General features: G+C 42.4%; 24 protein-coding genes. 16 read left to right on the top strand and 8 right to left on the bottom strand.

Annotated elements, in window-relative coordinates:
- Positions 1 to 35: 35 nt before the first annotated feature.
- Together NV379_RS17080 and NV379_RS17075 are read right to left on the bottom strand one after the other, a co-directional pair.
- On the bottom strand, positions 36 to 1,535 hold the full coding sequence (locus NV379_RS17080; RefSeq protein WP_258208542.1) for a HAMP domain-containing sensor histidine kinase: 1,500 nt from the start codon (positions 1,533 to 1,535) through the stop codon (positions 36 to 38).
- Positions 1,483 to 2,157: a response regulator transcription factor gene (locus NV379_RS17075; RefSeq protein WP_258208541.1), complete on the bottom strand. Its 675-nt coding sequence runs from the start codon at positions 2,155 to 2,157 to the stop codon at positions 1,483 to 1,485. The genes NV379_RS17080 and NV379_RS17075 overlap by 53 nt, the downstream gene beginning before the upstream one ends.
- Before the next feature lie 135 nt (positions 2,158 to 2,292).
- Here NV379_RS17075 and NV379_RS17070 point away from each other — a divergent pair, with 135 nt between their 5' ends.
- From NV379_RS17070 to NV379_RS17020, 11 genes are all read left to right on the top strand, one after another.
- Positions 2,293 to 2,841: a nucleotidyltransferase family protein gene (locus tag NV379_RS17070; protein ID WP_258208540.1), complete on the top strand. Its 549-nt coding sequence runs from the start codon at positions 2,293 to 2,295 to the stop codon at positions 2,839 to 2,841.
- 93 nt (positions 2,842 to 2,934) lie between these two features.
- Complete coding sequence (locus NV379_RS17065; protein ID WP_258208539.1) at positions 2,935 to 3,141, top strand: hypothetical protein; 207 nt, start codon at positions 2,935 to 2,937, stop codon at positions 3,139 to 3,141.
- A gap of 52 nt (positions 3,142 to 3,193) precedes the next feature.
- A complete protein-coding gene (locus NV379_RS17060) occupies positions 3,194 to 3,730 on the top strand; it encodes a GNAT family N-acetyltransferase (RefSeq protein ID WP_258208538.1) in 537 nt (178 codons plus the stop codon).
- Between the two features lie 20 nt (positions 3,731 to 3,750).
- Positions 3,751 to 4,242 (top strand): GNAT family N-acetyltransferase, encoded by a 492-nt coding sequence (locus tag NV379_RS17055; protein WP_258208537.1) that lies wholly within the window; start codon positions 3,751 to 3,753, stop codon positions 4,240 to 4,242.
- 38 nt (positions 4,243 to 4,280) lie between these two features.
- Positions 4,281 to 4,685 (top strand): DUF2500 domain-containing protein, encoded by a 405-nt coding sequence (locus tag NV379_RS17050; RefSeq protein WP_258208536.1) that lies wholly within the window; start codon positions 4,281 to 4,283, stop codon positions 4,683 to 4,685.
- Positions 4,686 to 4,720: 35 nt separating this feature from the next.
- A complete protein-coding gene (locus tag NV379_RS17045; protein WP_258208535.1) occupies positions 4,721 to 5,308 on the top strand; it encodes a histidine phosphatase family protein in 588 nt (195 codons plus the stop codon).
- Between the two features lie 31 nt (positions 5,309 to 5,339).
- On the top strand, positions 5,340 to 6,134 hold the full coding sequence (locus NV379_RS17040; protein WP_258208534.1) for a hypothetical protein: 795 nt from the start codon (positions 5,340 to 5,342) through the stop codon (positions 6,132 to 6,134).
- Between the two features lie 20 nt (positions 6,135 to 6,154).
- Positions 6,155 to 6,646: a DinB family protein gene (locus tag NV379_RS17035; protein WP_258208533.1), complete on the top strand. Its 492-nt coding sequence runs from the start codon at positions 6,155 to 6,157 to the stop codon at positions 6,644 to 6,646.
- A gap of 209 nt (positions 6,647 to 6,855) precedes the next feature.
- Complete coding sequence (locus tag NV379_RS17030) at positions 6,856 to 7,908, top strand: FecCD family ABC transporter permease (protein ID WP_258208532.1); 1,053 nt, start codon at positions 6,856 to 6,858, stop codon at positions 7,906 to 7,908.
- The gene (locus NV379_RS17025; protein ID WP_258208531.1) at positions 7,908 to 8,945 is read left to right on the top strand and encodes a FecCD family ABC transporter permease; all 1,038 of its coding nucleotides are present in this window, start codon (positions 7,908 to 7,910) and stop codon (positions 8,943 to 8,945) included. The genes NV379_RS17030 and NV379_RS17025 overlap by 1 nt, the downstream gene beginning before the upstream one ends.
- Before the next feature lie 21 nt (positions 8,946 to 8,966).
- Positions 8,967 to 9,809 carry an ABC transporter ATP-binding protein gene (locus NV379_RS17020; RefSeq protein WP_258208530.1) on the top strand — a complete coding sequence of 281 codons (843 nt, stop codon included), beginning with the start codon at positions 8,967 to 8,969 and terminating at the stop codon, positions 9,807 to 9,809.
- Between the two features lie 68 nt (positions 9,810 to 9,877).
- Here the strand turns inward: NV379_RS17020 and NV379_RS17015 are convergent, their stop codons facing one another.
- The 3 genes from NV379_RS17015 to NV379_RS17005 all read right to left on the bottom strand — a co-directional run bounded on the left by NV379_RS17015 (position 9,878) and on the right by NV379_RS17005 (position 11,532).
- A complete protein-coding gene (locus NV379_RS17015) occupies positions 9,878 to 10,228 on the bottom strand; it encodes a VOC family protein (RefSeq protein WP_258208529.1) in 351 nt (116 codons plus the stop codon).
- A 148-nt stretch (positions 10,229 to 10,376) separates the two neighbouring features.
- Complete coding sequence (locus tag NV379_RS17010) at positions 10,377 to 10,670, bottom strand: hypothetical protein (RefSeq protein ID WP_258208528.1); 294 nt, start codon at positions 10,668 to 10,670, stop codon at positions 10,377 to 10,379.
- 88 nt (positions 10,671 to 10,758) lie between these two features.
- Complete coding sequence (locus NV379_RS17005; protein ID WP_258208527.1) at positions 10,759 to 11,532, bottom strand: helix-turn-helix domain-containing protein; 774 nt, start codon at positions 11,530 to 11,532, stop codon at positions 10,759 to 10,761.
- A 618-nt stretch (positions 11,533 to 12,150) separates the two neighbouring features.
- Between NV379_RS17005 and NV379_RS17000 the strand changes: the two genes are divergently transcribed.
- The 5 genes from NV379_RS17000 (at position 12,151) to NV379_RS16980 (ending at position 18,590) form a co-directional block, all read left to right on the top strand.
- On the top strand, positions 12,151 to 13,860 hold the full coding sequence (locus tag NV379_RS17000; RefSeq protein WP_258208526.1) for a proline--tRNA ligase: 1,710 nt from the start codon (positions 12,151 to 12,153) through the stop codon (positions 13,858 to 13,860).
- A 373-nt stretch (positions 13,861 to 14,233) separates the two neighbouring features.
- Positions 14,234 to 15,928 (top strand): multicopper oxidase family protein, encoded by a 1,695-nt coding sequence (locus tag NV379_RS16995; protein ID WP_258208525.1) that lies wholly within the window; start codon positions 14,234 to 14,236, stop codon positions 15,926 to 15,928.
- Positions 15,929 to 16,033: 105 nt separating this feature from the next.
- Complete coding sequence (locus tag NV379_RS16990) at positions 16,034 to 16,744, top strand: response regulator transcription factor (RefSeq protein WP_258208524.1); 711 nt, start codon at positions 16,034 to 16,036, stop codon at positions 16,742 to 16,744.
- Positions 16,741 to 18,141, top strand: a complete 1,401-nt coding sequence (locus tag NV379_RS16985; RefSeq protein ID WP_258208523.1) for a sensor histidine kinase — start codon at positions 16,741 to 16,743, stop codon at positions 18,139 to 18,141. Before NV379_RS16990 ends, NV379_RS16985 begins: the two co-directional genes overlap by 4 nt.
- A 53-nt stretch (positions 18,142 to 18,194) precedes the next feature.
- Positions 18,195 to 18,590, top strand: a complete 396-nt coding sequence (locus NV379_RS16980) for a VOC family protein (RefSeq protein ID WP_258208522.1) — start codon at positions 18,195 to 18,197, stop codon at positions 18,588 to 18,590.
- Between the two features lie 13 nt (positions 18,591 to 18,603).
- Here the strand turns inward: NV379_RS16980 and NV379_RS16975 are convergent, their stop codons facing one another.
- The 3 genes from NV379_RS16975 to NV379_RS16965 form a co-directional block, all read right to left on the bottom strand.
- A complete protein-coding gene (locus NV379_RS16975) occupies positions 18,604 to 19,242 on the bottom strand; it encodes a stalk domain-containing protein (RefSeq protein WP_258208521.1) in 639 nt (212 codons plus the stop codon).
- Positions 19,243 to 19,374: 132 nt separating this feature from the next.
- Positions 19,375 to 19,665 carry a hypothetical protein gene (locus NV379_RS16970; protein WP_258208520.1) on the bottom strand — a complete coding sequence of 97 codons (291 nt, stop codon included), beginning with the start codon at positions 19,663 to 19,665 and terminating at the stop codon, positions 19,375 to 19,377.
- A 36-nt stretch (positions 19,666 to 19,701) separates the two neighbouring features.
- Positions 19,702 to 20,130 carry a hypothetical protein gene (locus tag NV379_RS16965; protein WP_258208519.1) on the bottom strand — a complete coding sequence of 143 codons (429 nt, stop codon included), beginning with the start codon at positions 20,128 to 20,130 and terminating at the stop codon, positions 19,702 to 19,704.
- Positions 20,131 to 20,294: the final 164 nt, after the last annotated feature.

The raw sequence follows: 20,294 nt of genomic DNA, 5'->3' as shown, positions 1-20,294 counted from the left end.
CTCTCCTTTTGTCTCAAAAAAATCGTAACTTTGTATCAACTTTGTAACAGTTCGGTTATCGCCTTTTTTTGTTTGTTAAAATGCAGTTCCACAACCGTTCCGTGACCTTTACGACTAGAAATTTCAATGCGTCCACCTTGTAGGTCCATTAGCTGCTTACATAGCAGAAGACCGAGTCCGTGAGAGCGAGCTGTGATGGAGCGAGGTTCTTTATCTTCAATTGGAATGAAAAGCTGACGGACACATCTCTCACTCATACCTTGTCCGTTATCTTCGATTCGAATTATGCATGTTGACGTTTCGTCATGTTGTTCAATTGAGATGTTAAGCAGTGTGCACTCACTGTGTTTGATTGCATTGTCAATCACGTTGAATAACACTTGCTGTGTACGCTTAGAATCAATGACCGCTTCACACTCGACAAGTGAACAAGTTGTCTCAATTGCAGATTTACGCAGTGTTGGCTCTAAGATTCGAATACTATCAGAGACAATGAAAGCAAGATTAGATGCTTCGAGATGCATGCGCCACGCTTCATCGCCTTTGAGGGAAGAGCGCAGCAATTCTTCTACCATCTGGAGTAGGCGAGTGCTTTCCTTACGTATATAGACGTTACAATTGTGAATATCTTCTATTCGATCTAATTTATCGATTAATTCCGAGAAACCGATGATGGACGTCAGCGGTGTCTTCAGCTCATGCGTCACGTTGTCATAGAACTTTTTCTGTTTTCCTTGTTCCAGATGGAGAAGCTCAATATGCTCCTGCAAGGCTACGGACATCGTGTTGAAGTCATCAGCAAGTTCACGTACTTCGTCATGACTGCGCACTTTGATTTTACGACTGAAATCACCGACAGCGACACGCTTAAGCGCATGCTGTAGAGCATGAAGTGGCTTCATAATGAAGAAGGAGAACGAATAGCTGGCGAGCAGCGCGATTAATAGGCAGCCAAGTGCAACACCAATAAACCAGGTCTGCATATCGCGTAGCGTGTGTTCATGTTGGTCGAGATTGAGTAAGTAGCGGAAACCGCCGACAATTTTACCTTCATAGGAAAAAGGGGATGCGTAGATGAGTACCTTCGCACCTTCGCCTTCGGTGATCACGGTTGCGATGTGTCCTTGTAGCGCAGAATCAATATCGTTACGCTTCATTAAATCTTCTTTACTACTGCTATCGCCGATTATTGTACCTTCCCGATCAAAGAGCTGAACCTGAAAGTTACTGTTTGATGCTAGGTGAGAGGCAATGTGTGGTGCATAAGCACCAGAGAACAATTCTTCGATGGTTATTTTCTTGTCACTCACAATCCTAAGCGCTTCAATTCGGTGTAAGGAGTAGTATTGGCTAAGCGTCTGAGTGTCGCGTTCAATCATGCTTTTGCTCATGGTATAATTAATAACCACATACATCGCTGCAAGTAACATGATGATCGTGATCATATGCTGGATGAAAAATTTATTGCGCAGACGCATCCCCTTATACCTCCAGCTTGTACCCCATACCGTGAACGGTAGCCAGTACGTTTCCATGTGGTTTTAATTTATCCCGCAGACGGTTAATGAGCATGTCCACTGCACGGGTTTGTCCGTAATATTCGTAACCCCAGACTTGATCCAGCAATTGTTCACGAGAGAACACTTTTTTCGGATTTTTACATAAAAGCCACATGAGATCGAATTCTTTGCTTGTGGTCTTGATTAAATGTCCAGCTACTCGCAACGTACATTCTGTTCGATCAATCTCAATGATGCCGATGTGGATAGATTCGGTAGTAGGAGCAGGTGGTTCAATTCGCATGCGACGCATGACTGCACGAATACGCATAATAAGCTCGCGCGTTTCGAAGGGCTTCGTTAAGTAATCGTCAGCTCCGAGCTGGAAGCCTAGAATTTTGTCATTCATTTCGTTCTTGGCAGTAAGAACAATGACTGGAATTTCTTTGTGCGTCTGACGAAGTAGCTTGAGCAGTTCGAAGCCAGATTGATCGGGGAGCATCAGATCAAGTAGAATCAAGTCATATATTCGAGCGCTTAGTTCAGCGAGCCCTTCCGTCACTGTTCCTGTTACAGTTGGGTAAAAGCCTTCGACTTCAAGGCTTAATTTAAGCAGCATTTGGATACTAGAGTCGTCTTCAATAATTAATATGTTCATGTGGCGATTTCCTCTCGTAAGCGCTTTATTTGTGTGAGTAATTCGACTATTATACCTTTATTACACGCAGCTGGGGTATACTCACTTTCTCATTTTTCAAAAAATAAATGACAAACAACACTTCTGGAGGTACATATGACAGCCTATAAAGATCAACTGCTTGATATGATCTATTCGAATGAAGAGATGATGAAGGAGCTAGAGCTCTTAAGAAGCTTGCAATTGCCAGACTGGTATGTTGCAGCGGGATATATCCGTAATTATGTATGGGACAAGCTGCATGGTTATGAAGCTCGTACTCCTCTTAATGATATTGATGTGGTTTATTATGATTTGAGTGCAATTGATGAAGTATATGAGTGTAAGATCGAGCAACAGCTTCAAGATGCGACTGGGAAATCAATCTGGTCGGTGAAAAATCAAGCGAGAATGCACATGATTAACCGCAATGATCCATATACATCCAGCGAAGATGCGCTTTACTATTGGGTAGAAACAGTTACGGCTGTTGGGGTTCGATTGGAAGAGGATGATTCGATTACCGTGGTATGTCCGTTTGGATTAGAAGATATATTTGAATTCAGAGTGAGCAGAAATCCGCTGTTCCAGGATGAGGCTTATTACCGGGCAAGAGTGAGCAAGAAGAATTGGCAGGAGTTATGGCCGAAGCTTAAGATTGAGTAAGATGCAATATTTGCTATGGTGATTTATGTTGTTGACAGTTTGGAAGAAATGGAAGAACCTAGATAGATAACAGTATGACATTGGAGGGTTTATATGTCGGTTACAGCTATGGGGGCAGGATTTGGTTTCTTGGCGATTTTATCTTTCTTAATTAATTCGGCACTTGTTGTGTTAGGTATTTTTGTATTGGTACTCTTAATTAAGTTGCTAAAAAGAGGAATTGAAGCTCTAGATATCTATTTATATGAGAAAAGCAGAGAGCGTTCCTCGCAGAACAACGATTATCGCAATCAGCTTTAAACATTGAGTTCGTAAGTAACTTTTTTTAAAAAAAAGGGAGTTGGCATCTTCAATGATTCTTTTTCAAAATGGACAATTACGTGTTAGGTTACTGGAGGATGAAGATGCCGATCTTCTTGTAAAATGGCTATCTGATCCGGTTGTACTGGAGTATTATGAAGGTCGAGACAATCCGCATGATCGGGCACTCGTTCAGGAACATTTTTATGAGGATAGAGAAGGTATTACATCTTGTATCATTGAATATGATAACCAGCCGATCGGGTATATTCAGATGTATACGATTGATGATGAAGAACGCGAGATTAATGGATATGCAGCGGGTACGAGAGTATTCGGCATGGATCAGTTCATTGGGGAGTCGACTTTCTGGAATCGTGGGGTGGGGACACTTCTGATTCAAGGAGCTATCGAATATTTAATACATAAGCGTGATGCTGACAAGATCGTTATGGACCCGCAAGCCTGGAATACGCGGGCAATTCATGTGTACGAGAAGAACGGTTTTGTGAAGAAGAAGCTCATGGAGAAGAAAGAGTGGCACGAAGGCGAGTATCGGGATTGTTGGCTAGTGGAGTACAGTAAATAGCATATGTGGAGGGTTGTTCCATGATTCGTTTATGTACAGCGGAGGATCGTCAAGACATCTATGAGATTATTAATGATGCTGCAGTTGCGTACAAAGGAATTATTCCAAGTGATCGGTTTCATGAACCGTATATGTCGATGGAACATTTGAACGATGAAATTCATGCAGGTGTTGTGTTCTGGGGTTATGAAGATAACGGTGTACTAGGCGGTATTATGGGTATTCAAGATAAAGGGGATGTTGTCCTCATCCGTCACGCCTATGTAAGAACGAATCAGCGTGGGTCGGGTATTGGAACAAAATTGCTTGCTCATCTGACTGAATTATCGACCAAACCATTCTTGATTGGAACATGGGAAGACGCATCATGGGCAATTCAATTTTACATAAAAAATGGATTCAAACTCACTTCATCAGAAGAGAAAGTTGCGTTACTACAAAAGTATTGGAATATCCCTGCGAGACAAGTAGAAACATCGGTAGTGCTATGTGATAGCAGGTGGAAGGAATAGAGGCTTTACGAGACTTTCGGAGAGGATGGGGAAGCGATTTGTTTAGTGATCCATTCAGAGAAGAAGAAGGCTTTGGGTTCTTTAATATATTTGGAGATACACCAATCTTTATTAAGATTGTATTTATCATTGTCATTCTAGGTATCGTTACTATTATTACTGCGGGGATTGTTATAGGGCTCAGAAGATACTTGTCGAACAACGCAGCAGAACTTCTAACGAGAAACACAAAAGTAGTCGATAAACGATCCAAAGTATCTGGCGGAGCAAGAGAGTCGAGCGCTAGTACGTACTATTATATTACTTTTGAGTTCGAGGATGGATCACGCGTAGAACTTCCGATTCGTTCGGATAGATTCGGTATGATCGTCGTCGGTGATCGTGGTGAGCTAACTTACCAAGGTACACGCTTTAAAAACTTCGAAAGACGATTGAGCAGTTAGTTAGATATAAATTCATGACTAGAGGGGGCTTGCTTGTGCAAACAACAATCTATATGGTCAGACACGCAGAATCACCATTTGTGTTCGGGCAAGAGAAAGAGCGTGGATTATCAGATGAAGGGCACGCAGATGCAGTACGAGTTGCGGATAAAATGGACAGTATCCATGTGGATTACGTGGCTGCAAGTACTTATGAACGAACGATTCAGACCGTTCAGCAAGTGGCTGTGCGTAGATCACTTCCGATCCATACATATGATGAGTTAAGAGAAAGACCGATTAAAGGGCTTGATTACAAAGCACCTTGGGAAGAATTGCTTATCGCAATTGAAAAGTCATTCACCGATCATGATTATGCGCTTGCTGGTGGAGAAACGACGAGAGAAGCACAAGCAAGATCCATCCCAGTACTGGAGCAAATCATTCTTGAGAACAAAGGCAAGAGCATCGTACTTGGTACACATGGAAATATCATGACGATTATACTAAATTACTATGATGCTAGTTTCGGTTATGAGTTCTGGATGCAAACTTCTAAACCGGATATTTATAAGGCAGTATTTGAAAATGGAAAGCTCATTCATTTTGATAGAGTATGGGAACCATCAACGGTCAATACATAGTAGATTTTAATCTGCTACGTAGGAGGAAACAATGTACAGCATAGCGAATACGGAACAACAGGAGCAAAAAAAGAAGCAAGAAGACATTCTTCACCAAGCAAGAACGCTCCGAAAGTTGTATCTCGAAGGAAGTCTTGGCGGCGAAGTGATGCCTGAAGATGCGAATCCTTCACTTCCGAAGGGGGATCGACTCAATTATCTCTACTTCACTCTACCGATGGCACTGAATTATCAGCGAAACTCTTATACTTTGTGGGAAGCAGCACTCCGAACTTTCCAAGATCCTGCAACCCAAGATGTATATGACCCTGTAGCTGTCATTCACATGCTAGATGATGAACTGAGAAGCAAGCTCACGAAGTATAAAATTGCGCTACAGCCCAATAAGCATCCTGCAACATGGCGTGTACTGTGCGAGACGATTGTAGATCATTTTGACGGGGATATAAGGAATTTATTCATTACTTGTAGTTGGAATATACAGAATATTCTTTCATATATGCAGAAGACACATAAGAAGTCTTTTCCATACTTAAGCGGTCCGAAGATATGTAACTACTGGCTTTATGTGATGGGGAGTTATACGGATGCACCACTTACGGGTAAAGAATCCTTATCCATTGCACCAGACACGCATGTCATTCAAGCTTCACTTCGTCTAGGGCTTATTCAAGAAGATCAGATTCTTAACAGTGATGTCCAAGCCCAAGTGAATCAAGCATGGACGCAGCTACTCGCAAATACAGAACTATCCTTAATCGACCTTCATACACCACTTTGGTTATGGAGTCGTGGAGGTTTTCAATTGTTACAGACTAATTCATAAGTATCATGGGAGGTTTATCGATGAAAATTTGGTTTGAGCATAACAGACGTTTGCGTGAAGAGTGGTATGAATGGTGTAAAGATGTACCGCTTGAAGAGCTAGTGAAGAAGAGAACAGGCGGTATAGGTGGAATCTTACACACACTGTTCCATATTGTTGATGTGGAGTGGAGTTGGCTGCAAGGAATGCAAGGAAAGCCGGACTTCCAAGAAAACTTTGAAGAGTACATGACACTGGAGAAAGTTATGGAGCTTGATGCCAAATTCCGTCTAGATGTGGAACCTTTCGTTCAAGCTTGGGATGACAGCTATGAAACACGCTTATTTGATGTAGAATCGCCTAATGGCGGTGAGTTCATAGAAACATGGGGAGTACTCATGCGCCACGTTATCGCTCATCAGATCCATCATCTTGGTCAAATCTCCGTGTGGGCGAGAGGGATTGATAAGAAGCCAGTCTCTCCGAATTTGATTAGAAAAGGACTTATGATTCCGTACGAAACAACCAAATAATGAATAATGTTCAAGGCGAAGTGAAAGCTTCGCTTTTTTGCTGTCCTTAATTAGATAATTATGTTAAAAGATAGGTTGCGTGAACGAAAAGTGTACCCTATAATGATAATGATAATTATTATCACTTATATGCAATGAACGTAATTAATAAACTGATTACTATAAATGTTTAAAAACTAGTGGCAGATGAAAGCTAAAGGAGAATTTAGATGTTGGTATCCAAACAAACAAATGCAGAGGCACGTTCGTCGTCGACTCGAGTACGTTCAAGACCTTATGTAGCGAGTGTGATTATCGTCGGCGGTCTGTTCATGCTTTTGATTGGAATAGCGCTTGCTGTGTCTCTCGGGGCTGCGAGAATTCCGCTCGATCTGGTATGGGGTGCAATCACTCATTTTAATCCAGATAATCCGGAGCACCAAATTATACAAGAGCTGCGTCTACCACGAGTATTAATTGGTGCAATGGTGGGAGCGAGCTTCGCAGTAGCTGGTGCGCTCATGCAAGGTATGACCCGAAATCCAATGGCAGACTCAGGCTTACTTGGATTAAATGCGGGTTCAGGACTCGTCATTGCGATATGCTTTGCCTTCTTACCAGGATTGTCCTTTAATCAATTAATCTTGTTTGCCTTCCTTGGCGCTGGTATTGGTGCGGGGCTAGTGTTCGGAGTCGGATCTTTAGCAAGAGGTAGCATGACACCTGTACGTCTTGTTCTTGCAGGAGCTGCTGTCAGTGCATTATTAGCAGCGCTTAGTGAGGGGATTGCTCTTTATTTTCAAATTGGTCAAGATTTAGCCTTCTGGTATGCAGGTGGTTTAAGCGGTGCAAAGTGGTTACAACTGAAAGTCATGTTCCCATGGGTAGTAGGGGCAATTCTTGCCGCACTTGCAATATCCCGTTCCATTACGATGCTAAGTCTAGGTGAAGATGTAGCTACAGGGCTAGGTCAACGAACGGGTCTTGTAAAAATAATAGCTACAATCATCGTCCTAGTACTAGCAGGTTCAGCTGTTGCTGTTGTTGGGGCTGTCGGATTCGTGGGTCTTATAATCCCGCACCTTACGCGGTTTCTAGTCGGGGTTGATTATCGATGGATCATTCCATGTTCAGCGATTTTAGGCAGCCTGCTTGTCGTACTCGCAGACCTTGGCGCTAGAATCATTCATCCTCCATTTGAAGTGCCTATTGGTGCAATTATTGCGCTAATTGGTGTCCCCTTCTTCCTATACTTAGCACGTAAAGAGAGGAGAGTGCTGTAATGCAACAAACGTCTAGCATTGTATCCTCTGATCAACGAAGAACGAGGCGGGGCATCAAGGTCATGGCAGCCTTAAGTCTACTCGTCTTAGCGGTGTTCATCATGAGTATGAATACAGGATTTATCCGATTGAGTCCACTAGAAGTCATTCAAACCTTATTCGGGATGGGGACAGATAAGCAAGAATTGATCTTGTTCGATTTTCGCTTACCCCGAATTGTCATCTCCATTCTGGTTGGGGCAGGTTTAGCGGTATCTGGCTGCATCCTGCAAGGCATATCTCGTAATGCATTAGCTGATCCAGGAATCTTAGGAATTAATGCTGGAGCGGGGCTCATGGTCATGCTGTTCGTGGCGTTCTTCCCCAGTACAGCAAGTGCTCCTGTATATATCATTCCGCTTCTTGCATTTGTCGGTGCCTTGTTAACGGCGATTCTCATTTATGTGCTTGCCTATAAAAAGGATGAAGGTATCTCACCTATTCGACTTTTATTTAATGGAATAGCGATTGCAGCAGGAATTAGCGCTCTCATGATTGTTCTGACACTCACGATTGATCCGACGAAGTATCAATTTGTTGCAACATGGCTTGCAGGGAGCATGTGGGGAACGAACTGGAAGTATGTATTATCGCTGTTACCATGGGTTGCGATTCTTATTCCTTTTGCAATATATAAAGCTCGTGTGATGAACGTACTGAATCTTGGGGATCAGATGGCCTCTGGACTCGGTACTCCTATTGAAAAAGAACGCATGATGCTCATTGCGGTTGCGGTTGGCTTAGCAGGTTCTTGTGTCGCATTCAGCGGTGCTATTGGCTTTGTCGGGTTAATCGGACCACATTTGGCAAGCAGACTTGTTGGTCCCAAGCATCAGTTGTTAATCCCAACATCTGCACTTGTCGGGAGCTTACTTATGATTGCAGCAGATACGATTGGACGCGTGATTCTACAGCCATCCGAAATTCCTACAGGAATTATTGTAGCGATCATTGGTGCGCCATATTTCCTTTATTTACTCGCGAAGTCAAGAGGTTGAGATAGGAGAGGAGTTTATAAGATGAATCGTTTGTATACGGAAGCTTTGGATATTGCCTATGGGGATCGATTAATTGTTGAAAGTTTAAACTTGAATATACCAGAAGGACAAATTACAGCTCTAGTCGGTGCGAATGGATCTGGGAAATCGACAATCCTAAAAGCGATGGCTCGCTTATTAAAGCCTAAAGATGGACTCATCTACTTAGATGGAAAGTCCATACATAGTCAGTCTACTAAGTATGTCGCCAAGCAACTTGCTATATTGCCGCAAAATCCGACTGCGCCAGATGGTCTAACCGTATCGGAATTAATCTCCTTCGGACGATTTCCACATCAACAGGGCTTCGGATCTTTGAAAAAGGAAGACAAGGACATTATTCAGTGGGCACTCGAAGTAACAGGTATGGATGCATTCTATGATCGTCCTGTGGATCAATTGTCTGGCGGTCAACGGCAACGGGCATGGATCGCAATGGCACTCGCTCAAGGCACAGAGATGCTATTCCTCGATGAACCAACAACATTCCTAGATATGGCACATCAACTGGAAGTCCTGAAATTATTGCAGAATTTAAACCATGAATTAAAACGTACGATTGTAATGGTTGTACATGACTTAAACCATGCAACAAGATACGCGCAGTATATGGTTGCGATCAAGAAAGGGAGTATCGTAAGCGAAGGGACACCAGTGGAGGTAATGACATCCGAAGTACTGGATGAAGTATTCGGCATCAAGGCAGATATTATCCCCGATCCGCGAACGGGTGTACCGCTATGTATTCCTTACGAATTATCCACGGAAGATGAGGTTGTGCAGAACGTAATCGTGGAGAAAGAGAAGATGTTAATTGTTAGTTAATAGTATGAAATAAAAAACCTATCATCAGACTTGATAACAAGTAGTCTTGATGATAGGCTTTTTGTTGTTTATAACAATTCAATCACATTGCCAAAAGGATCTCTAAATGCGTTATAGTGTCCACCTGGGCATACGGGCGATTGTTCATAAATCATCGATATTCCCTTAGCAGTTAGCTCCTCAATGGTACGTTCCAACTCCTCAGTTTCTATTCCGAAAACGACTTGAGCCTGCGATGGATATTGGACTTGTGTAATCGCTTCTGTTTGACATAGGACAACAGCGATTCCATCATGTGCTAATTTAACTGTAGTCGGATCAAATACACGATGTACTTCAAAACCAAGTTTGTCACAGTAAAATTGCTTGGCGAGTTCAATATCTGTTACATAAATCGAAATGACACCTATTTTGGGCATAGGGGGTACCTCCATGTTAAGGGATATATTTACTATTATGATACCCGTTTGGTTGGATGAGAGCTTCTTCTAGTTTGCTAAGTTATAGAAGATTATAGAATTAATTTAATGCGCGATTATTCGTTGTTATAATAATCAAAAACACAACTTAACCACTAATATTACAATTTGAACTCAATTTACTACATAAGTTCTTCCATTCCTCTAGTGAAAAAGGATCTAACTGCGTGTCCCATCCAAGTTCCACTTGTGCAGGTTGGGGGTGCATGAGTAGATCAAGCTCATCTGTTTCTATTAGTACAATTGTCATATATTCATGATTGAGACAAACGGTACGAGAATCGAGGACATTCGAAACTTGAAATCCCAGTTTGTCACAGCAGAATTGTTGAGCATGGATGATATCCGATACATACATCGGAATCATACTATTCTTAGACATCTGTAAAGCCTCCTTGTTGTTTAGACAAAAGTTAAAAAGATAGCATAGAGTAGCGGACTTTGAAAAAATTCTTCTAGTTTGCTACTTGTCACTTGTCTTTCTGATGTTCAAACAACAACAGAGGCAAATTCACGACAATAGGCGGATCAGTGGGGAGTGGTCCGCGAAGTGGAATCGTGAATGATAGCTCAGAATGCTCGGTTATTTCAATCGGTTCTGGATACAAACCTCTTAAAGACTTACCTAGAATAAAATAATCCTTCATGTTCAGGCTCCAAGGAATACCTGCTACGAGCAGGTAATAGGTTCCCGGCGGTACCCCTTCGAACACACAAGTTCGCTTACGGGTCATCGCTGTTCCGACAACGGGTCGCTGATCTGGAATTGGCCTTGGAAATAGACCAGCGAAGATCAAGCCGTGGAACTGGGGAGGGACTTCGATATGACACGTGACTAGCGGAAACTTCTTGCTATTTAATGGCTTTATTATAGGCTCTTGATTTTCATAACGATGTAAATTTCGAGTTAATGCTTGTGACAGTGTACGAAACTTCCTAGGAGAAACACCTACAAATTGCTTAAATCGCGTGTTAAATGAACCTTGACTGCGAAAGCCAATGGACATGAGTACCTTTAAGAGAAGGGATGATTCATTCAGAAGAGCTAGCTTCCCAAATTCAATACGAAGGGCAGATAAATATTGGCGTGGGGAGATCCCCGTTACTTGCTTGAACATTCTTGTAAAATGATAAGGGCTATATCCCACATGGTCGGCTAGCTGTGTTGAAGTCACTTCCTCATCTAGATGTTCCTTCATGTATTGAATAGCTTGTTCGATTGCCTCGGTGTGTTGTTTGTTCAAATGTTATCACCTCCATTTCTATTTTTGGGGTCTCGATATTTTCGCATAGTATTCGTAAAAGTCAAATACTTCGAGTCTATCATAACAATTCTATTATGAATTAACTTAATTAAATGATTGAAATATTTTATGTCAAAATCTAGCCAATCGGAGTTCAAGCGTATGGAAAGTCTGTAGGGTTCAATGAAAGGATTGAAGACGAAGGGCAGAGATTTAGTCTTGGTATAGCTCAATGGATTGACTGTCAGATGTTCATCTTGTATGAACACCTGATTTTTTGACTAAACTGTTACTTGACGTGTAAGCTTTTTTCATGTAAATTAGTAAAAATTGTTTCTATATGAAATGCGTTGACCAAGACCATACGTTCAACTATCGTCGTCCAGAGAAGAAATCCACCGGCTGAAAGGTTTCTCGTTAGCGATTGAGCGTTGCCTATCTTGTGAGTTGTGACGGGTAAGTAATAGACTTATTCGAAGCCGGTTTCTGCCGTTATCAGATTGAGGACTGTGCATATACTTGCGGTGCAGTCGAACTAGGGTGGTATCACGACACATTCGTCCCTGACGGATGTGTCTTTTTGTTTTCTTTTGAACAAATCGAGGGGGTTAGATTCATATGCGTCAAAATCAATTATTGTTATCCACACTGCGGGAAGCACCTGCTGATGCGGATGTTGTCAGTCATAAACTCATGCTGCGTGCAGGTTTCATTCGTCAACTAGCGGCTGGTATTTACTCGTATTTGCCACTAGGTCGTCGCGTATTGCGTAAGGTAGAAGAAATTGTTCGTCAAGAGATGGATCGTGCAGGAGCGCAAGAGCTATTAATGCCAGCGATGCAGCCAGCTGAGTTGTGGCAGGAATCAGGCAGATATGCGGTATACGGCCCAGAGCTAATTCGCTTGAAAGACCGTCATGATCGTGAGTTCGCACTTGGACCAACACATGAAGAAGTTATTACAACACTTGTCCGTAACGAAGTTAGTTCTTATCGCAGATTACCGATGACTCTGTATCAGATTCAGACGAAATTCCGTGATGAGCGTCGTCCACGTTATGGATTACTACGTGGCAGAGAGTTCTTAATGAAGGATGCGTATTCGTTCGATATGGATCTAGAAGGACTTCACGAGTCTTATATGAAAATGTTCAACGCATACCATCGCATCTTCGAACGTTGTGGCATTAACTTCCGTGCAGTCGAGGCAGATCCAGGTGCAATCGGTGGAGAAGGCGGTACCCATGAGTTCATGGCGCTTGCTGATATTGGTGAAGATACAATTGCTGCTTGTACATGCTGTGAGTATGCAGCGAATATGGAGAAAGCAGAGCCTAGAGCGGAGAAGTTTGACGTGGCTAATGCCGCTGATGTGCATGTGCCTGCAATTGAAAAGTTCCACACACCGGATCTGAAGTCGATTGATCAGCTAGTAGAGTCGCTTGGCGTTACAGCATCGGAATTGATGAAAACTCTTATTTTCAAAGCGGATGAGCAAGTCGTTGCTGTTGTTGTACGCGGTGATCATGAGGTTAATGAAATTAAGGTTAAGAACTACTTAGGTGCGATTGATATTGCTATTGCAGACTATGCAACTGTGGAACAATCCGCAGGAGTAGCAGCTGGATTCGTTGGACCAACAGGACTTACGATCCCTGTTCTAGTTGATCGTGCGGTAGCACAGATGGTAAGTGGCATTGCGGGAGCAGGAGAAGTGGATCATCATATCCGTCATGTGCAGCCTGGTCGTGACTTTGCACTTGAACATATTGGCGATTTCCGCAATGTGAATGAAGGAGATGCGTGTCCGCGCTGTGCCGAAGGTATTTTCAAATTGTACAGAGGTATTGAGATGGGGCATGTGTTCAAGCTTGGTACGAAGTACAGTGAGTCGCTTGGCGCAACATTCCTTGATTCGAACGGCAGAAGTCAGCATATGATTATGGGTTGTTACGGCATTGGAATCTCCCGTATCCTGTCTGCGGTGATTGAGCAGCACAATGATGAATTTGGTATCGTATGGCCGAAGGCGCTTGCTCCTTACCAAGTTCATCTCATCCCAATCTCTGTGAAAGACGAGACTCAGATGCAGATCGCGAACGATCTTTATGAGCGTCTTCTTGCAAATGGTGTGGAAGTGCTAATTGATGATCGTGACGAGCGTGCTGGTGTGAAGTTCAAGGACGCAGATTTGATCGGAATTCCATATCGTATCGTTATCGGTAAGGGTGCTGCAGAAGGTATGGTTGAATTTGTAGAGCGCAGCAAGGGTGAGAAAGAATCACTTACGGTTGAAGAAGCTTATGCGCGTGTAAGCGAGAGTCGTTAATTTTAATAGTAAGTTCAGAAATGGATAGAATTCAGATGATCTCTGAGTGTTCTATCCATTTTTAGTTTTAATCGCTTTGATTACGATGCATTGAGGCAGAGTTGCAACCGGATTAATATTCCATTTTATATAGGGTATCACTTATTTACCCACTGATCCCAGTTTTCTTTAATGATGTTCCATTTGTTATCCATGAGTAGTTCCTCCATATATACGGCGTTTGTTATGTGCTTTATCACATACTGTACACATCTTGGAATGTAATATTATCGATAATAATTCTTATTTTATAAACCACATAATTTCTCCATATTTCTGTTTTAAAGTAAGATTCAGATTAATGAATACACCCCCGGGGTATGGAGGAATAATGATGAACAATAAATGGATAAAGAGTATCGTGCTATTAGGTGCACTTGCTGTCGTTACAACAGGATGCTTAGGGAAGAAGGATATGGCAGGAATGGATCATAGCAACATGCCGGGTATGGATATGGCAAGTCCAAGTCCGAATGCAACTGCAGCAAGTAGCGGTCATGGTAATATGAAAATGGTCGTGCCAACACCTGTGCTGGATGCCAGCAAGGAAATCACAATTACTGCACAAGCAAGCAACATGACAGCTGCCGATGGCAAAATGATGCCAGTATGGACGTTCAACAATTCTGTACCAGGTCCTCAAATCCGTGCAAAAGTAGGGGATACAATTAAAGTCGTACTTAAGAATGAACTTGATGATCCTGTTTCCATTCACTGGCACGGTTATCCTGTTCCGAACACGATGGATGGCATTCCGGGCATGACGCAGGACGCTGTTGTGAAAGGTAAATCTTTTACTTATGAATTTAAAGCAACAATTCCGGGTACGTACTGGTATCACTCTCATCAAGATAGTGTGAATCAATTAGACAAAGGGCTTTACGGTTCCCTAATTGTTGAAGATCCGAATGAGAAATTTGACCGTGACTATACATTAGTGCTAGATGAGTGGATGAGTATGGGTTCCATGGACATGGGTACTGACAAAGCGAAAGCATCTGATGCGCCGAAAGAATCTCCAAAAGCAGCAAGTGGTCATGATATGGGCAACATGGCAGGCATGGACCACAGTAAGATGGAAAGTAACAAGGACGCAAGTAAAGATGCTAGCAAAGAAGCCAAAGCCGACGATCACAGCGGCATGAACATGGCAGAGCACGATATGAGTATGTACGATATGTATACGATCAATGGAAAGTCTGGCGATGCTATCGACAAATTGGTAATTAAAGAAGGTGATAAAGTACGTATTCGCCTCATTAATGCAGGTTATATTACGCACAAAATGCACCTTCACGGTCATGAGTTCAAGGTGATCGCATTAGACGGTCAACCAGTAAACAGTCCAGCAGTTATCCAAGATCAAGCTATTGCTATTGCACCGGGTGAGCGTTACGATATTGAATTTACGGCTAACAATCCAGGTTCTTGGCTACTAGAAGAGCATGGCACAGAAGACCGGATGAAGAATATGCGTGCTGTTATTCAATATGAAGGTTCAACGAAGCAAACAGATCAATCCAACATGGCGGAGAAGCTGCCAGAGTTCGATCTTGCAAGCTATGGTAAACAATCGCAGACGAAGTTCTCAGTTGATCAGAAGTTCGATCAAGAAGTGATGATGAACTTGAACACGGCGATGAAGGGTAATGAAATGGTTTACACGATCAATGATAAAATCTTCCCTGATACCGATCCGATTAAGGTGAAAAAAGGGGAGAAGGTGAAAGTTACATTCGTGAACAAATCGCCGAAAGATGATCACCCGATGCATTTACACGGTCACTTCTTCCAAGTTATCAGCAAGAATGGGCAGCCTCTAACAGGTGCGCCGGTCATTAAAGATACTTTAAATGTGAAACCAGGCGAGACGTATGTCATCGCATTTAAAGCAGATAATCCAGGGGATTGGATGTTCCACTGTCACGATCTACACCATGCTTCGACAGGTATGATGAGCGAAGTGCATTACAGTGACTACACCAAGGAATACAAACCAGATCCAACTGTTCCTAATAAGCCTGAGTAATACAATAAAGATGTAACACATGAAACTCCTGTTGATGTAGGTTGTCAGCAGGAGTTTTTGTATAATAGGTGTATATGAAAAGAATAGAAGCAGGTGATTGTTGATATGACCGAGCAACGTGTACTGATTGTAGATGATGAATGGAACATGCGAAACTTAATTCGTATTTATTTAAAAAAAGAAGGCTTTACAACCTTCGAAGCAGCCAATGGTTATGAGGCGCTATCGATGATGAAGGCACAAGCTTTTGACATGATGATCTTAGATGTGATGATGCCAGGGATGGATGGTTGGGAAGTATGTAAGACCATTCGTAAATCCGATAGCAATATACCGATCTTAATGCTAACCGCACGTTCAGAGACGAAGGATAAAGTAGCGGGACTTGGACTTGGGGCTGACGATTATTTGACGAAGCCGTTCGAACCGGAAGAGCTTGTAGCGCGGGTGTTATCCTTGCTTCGTCGTTCTAATTTGAGACAAGTGACAGCGGTGCCGCAGACAAAGATACATTTTCCAAACATCCGAATAGTGCCAGATGCACGTGATATCTATATTTGTGAGAAAGCAGTTGATTTCACACCTAAAGAATTCGATCTAATGCTCATTCTCGCTCAGAACACCCAAAGGGCTTATGCACGAGAAGAATTGGTGGAACAGCTATGGGGCTTCGATTACGAAGGGGATTCCCGAGTGATCGATACTCATGTGAAGAATATTCGTGAGAAATTATCGAGAGCGGGACTCACGTACAATCCGATTCAAACGGTATGGGGAGTCGGGTATAAATTTCATGTGCAAGGTGGCACTGCATGAACAATAACCGGATAGGGATGAAGATCGGACTTATTATCATATCGGTATTCTTAGTTGTAATCTTGTCACTGGGTATTACGATCTATCAATTGTTTACTAATTTCTACTCCAAAGATATGGAAACAGAATTGACGGATTTGACGACACACTTTGCAACTATGGCGGAGATGTCGGACAAAACATCGGAAGATATGATGCAGACGTTTGCGGATTTTTCGAATGTGAGTGTGTTTTATTTGAAATCGGATGGCAGTATTGTCATGCATTCTGGTGAACACCTCGTAACGGATCATAGTTTCATTAAGAATGAAGATGTACAGAAGATTTTTACTGGAAAAAGCATTAGTACGGAGCATCATGACCCTTCAGGGAATCGATATGTAGTTATTGGTCAACCCATTCAGCGAGAAGGTGTGATCACATCTGCCATCTACGTAATGGCGTCCACGCAGCATATGGATGAGTCGCTTACTGCGATTCGACAAATCTTACTAGTAGCGGGCATTGGGGCGTTCTTACTTGCATTTGGAATTACATGGTTCGTTGCGAAAATCTTATCTCGACCGTTGTTACAAATGCAAAAAGCTACACAGCGTATCGCGGTTGGTGAGCTGGAGACACGACTTGAAATTCGCAGTAAAGATGAAATCGGCGATCTAGCGGGGGCAATTAACGATCTGGCGGTTGATCTTCAGCGGTACCGAGACACACGCCAAGAGTTTTTCGCGAATATTTCCCATGAACTGCGCACACCGATTACGTATTTGAAGGGCTATGCGAATGTGGTCAAGCACAAGATGTATGAGACGGAAGAAGAGAAGGACAGTTACTTGGAGATCATTGAACAAGAAGCGGTGCGAATGGAGCATCTAGTCAAAGATCTATTTGAACTTGCAAGAATGGAAGAAGGGCGTTTCCATCTTGTAATGGAGCAGGTTGATCTGGAGCCGATCGTTGAGCAAGCCGTTCGTAAAGTTGAACTCAAAGCCAAAGAAAAGCCGATAGAACTTTTCTTCGAAATGGATCGATCAGTCAGCATCCCACTCGTCTATGGTGACGGCGTGCGCATCGAGCAAATCATCCTTAATTTGTTGGAAAATAGTATTCGCTACACGCCGGAAGGTGAGATTCGTGTCAAGTTATATGGGAATGAAGACAAAGTGACTTTCAAGATTGAAGATACAGGTATAGGTATCCCTTCGGAAGAGCTCCCGTATATATTTGAGAGGTTCTATCGGGTGGAGAAATCGCGATCTAGACAGTTCGGAGGTACAGGACTTGGACTTGCTATCGTGAAAAAGCTAGTTGAACTCCTTGGTGGAGATATTCGAGTCAGTACTGAAGTTGGAGTGGGTACGGAGTTCGAGGTAGATTTCCTTGTTATTTCCAATAATTGAAATGGATGTTACAATGATTGGAATTATTGTTCATTTCAAAGGAGTTGTATCGAATGATAAGTTTAGGATCTATGAATGTGGATGTCATTACACTGTTTGTTGAGGATTTGCAGAATGTGAAGGCGTTCTATAAGGAAGTATTCGGATTCCAAGCTGTGTATGAAGATGAAGTTTCATCGGTATATAACTTCGGGAATATGAGCATGAATCTCTTGGATATAAGTGAATCCCATGAGCTTGTAGAACCCAGAACGGAGGCAACAAGTGACGTTGGCTCGCGCTTTCTACTTACGATTCGAGTGGACAACGTGGATACCGTGTGTGAAGAATTGGCAAAGCGTGGTGTAGACTTGCTTAACGGTCCAATTAACCGACCATGGGGTGTGCGAACAGCTGCATTTACTGATCCTGCAGGACATGCTTGGGAAATAGCGGAGCAAATATCATAGAAGCGTAGAAGGCTTATTCATAAGCAGCCTCATTCGTTGTACCATCAGGATTCAGCAAGTACAGGAGAATTTGATTGGTCTTTGGGAAACTGTACATAAGCTGAATGCGATCAATTTTATCGTCTTTGTTCCAGTTGATAATAAGCTGAGCGCCAACTTTGTGAGTTTCTAGTCCGAGGGTGTCGATGGCAATTGCATCAAACTGATAACCATTGGTCGGAACAATATCATAACGCCAAGCGGGTTGTTGAAAGTCATCATCGGTTCTTTCAGCAGATGGATTACCTAGAAGCTCTTTCACGTATGATTGATCTTGACCTATGGATAAACGGAACTTAATGTCCCAGACTTTTTTCGTCAGTTCATCTGCTTGCAGGGGTTCATTTTCGATGGAGATGTATTTGCCTAATGGAATGCTGTCTACATAACGTACACCTAACCCTAAATTTTCAGCTAAGAATCGGACGGGGACGTAAGCATGATCCATGTAATTGAGAACAACATACTCACTGCCAAGTTTCTTACTTACTCCATTGATTTCGATATCGACGGGAAAGAGTTGGGCTTGAATGATATCGGAAGATACAGCATATGCGGCTGTTGTAGCTGTTAAACCAATTCCACAAATGAAACCCAGTATGAATTTTTTCATGACATGACCTCCATAACTCGTAAATACAGACATGAGATTATACGCACATTTCTTGGGAAAGTTATGATATAAATTAAACAATTGAATCGCTACACATACAAAAAGTGACTCCTTAGGAGTCACTTTTTCACGTTACATATTCATATGGGATTTCATATGACCTTGTCCATCTTGATGCATACGGGATTTCATGTTGTTGCTTTTCTCATCATTGTGCATACGAGATTTCGTGTTATTCTGCTTATCATGGCAGCTGTTGTACATCTGCTCAAGTTCAGCTTCATTCATCTCTGGATGCATCTCTTTCATGAATGGTAACATTTGTTTGAAAGAATGCGGCATTGCATCGATTGCATAAGCGGCAGTACCGATACCGAGTGTTAACACAGCGACGCACATTACGAAGAAGACTTTTAATTTCACTGGTTTCACCTCCTTTCAAAAAATGGGGAGTCAGCATTAGATCTTACTGAGCAGCATCCACTCATCATTTTCAGTTGGGATGACGTTAACTTGCTGTCCCGGTGCAAAGCAAGGGTGCTTCGCCATGTTATGGATGTTAATGACAGTAATTTCTTCGTTATTCGCAAGTCGGATGATGTTGTTGCATTCACTTACACCTTTGGCATCTTGTTCACAGTCGGTGTCCGTAAGGACTACACCTGTTGTTCTTTCGGTTAACGTGCCTTCATCTAATTTCGTCCAATACAGATTGTTCTCACCGTTGAGCTGCCAATCTTTTTCGATACCATAACGAGTTTCGATGGATTGTACGACTTGTTCTTGTTCTTGCGCTTCACCTTTAGGTTCTTGGAAAGCGAATACACAAATGAGCAGAAAAGCTGATATACCAAGTAGAACGCTTGTCCATAGGATGTTTTTCTTCACGTTGCAACCCCTTCGTTAAGTGAATAGAAGATGTGGCATCAAGTATACAAGTTAAATGTGTTGAAATGATGGGGTTAATTATCGGAAAAATGGGAACATTCCCATGCGAAATTTGCAAAATTGAGTCTGGACTTCAATCGCTATTACGCGTATATTGATGTCAG

Origin of the sequence: Paenibacillus radicibacter, assembly GCF_024721995.1 — a bacterium.
GTDB lineage: Bacteria > Bacillota > Bacilli > Paenibacillales > NBRC-103111 > Paenibacillus_AM > Paenibacillus_AM radicibacter.
The sequence above is the reverse complement of the archived record's forward strand: the minus strand, read 5'-3'. Positions and strand labels throughout refer to the sequence as shown.

Excerpts from the sequence above, each read along its gene's own strand:
- NV379_RS17080 (WP_258208542.1), bottom strand. The coding sequence starts at position 1,535 with ATGGAAACGTACTGGCTACCGTTCACGGTATGGGGTACAAGCTGGAGG.
- NV379_RS17075 (WP_258208541.1), bottom strand. The coding sequence starts at position 2,157 with ATGAACATATTAATTATTGAAGACGACTCTAGTATCCAAATGCTGCTT.
- NV379_RS17070 (WP_258208540.1), top strand. The coding sequence starts at position 2,293 with ATGACAGCCTATAAAGATCAACTGCTTGATATGATCTATTCGAATGAA.
- NV379_RS17065 (WP_258208539.1), top strand. The coding sequence starts at position 2,935 with ATGTCGGTTACAGCTATGGGGGCAGGATTTGGTTTCTTGGCGATTTTA.
- NV379_RS17060 (WP_258208538.1), top strand. The coding sequence starts at position 3,194 with ATGATTCTTTTTCAAAATGGACAATTACGTGTTAGGTTACTGGAGGAT.
- NV379_RS17055 (WP_258208537.1), top strand. The coding sequence starts at position 3,751 with ATGATTCGTTTATGTACAGCGGAGGATCGTCAAGACATCTATGAGATT.
- NV379_RS17040 (WP_258208534.1), top strand. The coding sequence starts at position 5,340 with ATGTACAGCATAGCGAATACGGAACAACAGGAGCAAAAAAAGAAGCAA.
- NV379_RS17035 (WP_258208533.1), top strand. The coding sequence starts at position 6,155 with ATGAAAATTTGGTTTGAGCATAACAGACGTTTGCGTGAAGAGTGGTAT.
- NV379_RS17030 (WP_258208532.1), top strand. The coding sequence starts at position 6,856 with ATGTTGGTATCCAAACAAACAAATGCAGAGGCACGTTCGTCGTCGACT.
- NV379_RS17025 (WP_258208531.1), top strand. The coding sequence starts at position 7,908 with ATGCAACAAACGTCTAGCATTGTATCCTCTGATCAACGAAGAACGAGG.
- NV379_RS17020 (WP_258208530.1), top strand. The coding sequence starts at position 8,967 with ATGAATCGTTTGTATACGGAAGCTTTGGATATTGCCTATGGGGATCGA.
- NV379_RS17015 (WP_258208529.1), bottom strand. The coding sequence starts at position 10,228 with ATGCCCAAAATAGGTGTCATTTCGATTTATGTAACAGATATTGAACTC.
- NV379_RS17010 (WP_258208528.1), bottom strand. The coding sequence starts at position 10,670 with ATGTCTAAGAATAGTATGATTCCGATGTATGTATCGGATATCATCCAT.
- NV379_RS17000 (WP_258208526.1), top strand. The coding sequence starts at position 12,151 with ATGCGTCAAAATCAATTATTGTTATCCACACTGCGGGAAGCACCTGCT.
- NV379_RS16995 (WP_258208525.1), top strand. The coding sequence starts at position 14,234 with ATGAACAATAAATGGATAAAGAGTATCGTGCTATTAGGTGCACTTGCT.
- NV379_RS16990 (WP_258208524.1), top strand. The coding sequence starts at position 16,034 with ATGACCGAGCAACGTGTACTGATTGTAGATGATGAATGGAACATGCGA.
- NV379_RS16985 (WP_258208523.1), top strand. The coding sequence starts at position 16,741 with ATGAACAATAACCGGATAGGGATGAAGATCGGACTTATTATCATATCG.
- NV379_RS16980 (WP_258208522.1), top strand. The coding sequence starts at position 18,195 with ATGATAAGTTTAGGATCTATGAATGTGGATGTCATTACACTGTTTGTT.
- NV379_RS16975 (WP_258208521.1), bottom strand. The coding sequence starts at position 19,242 with ATGAAAAAATTCATACTGGGTTTCATTTGTGGAATTGGTTTAACAGCT.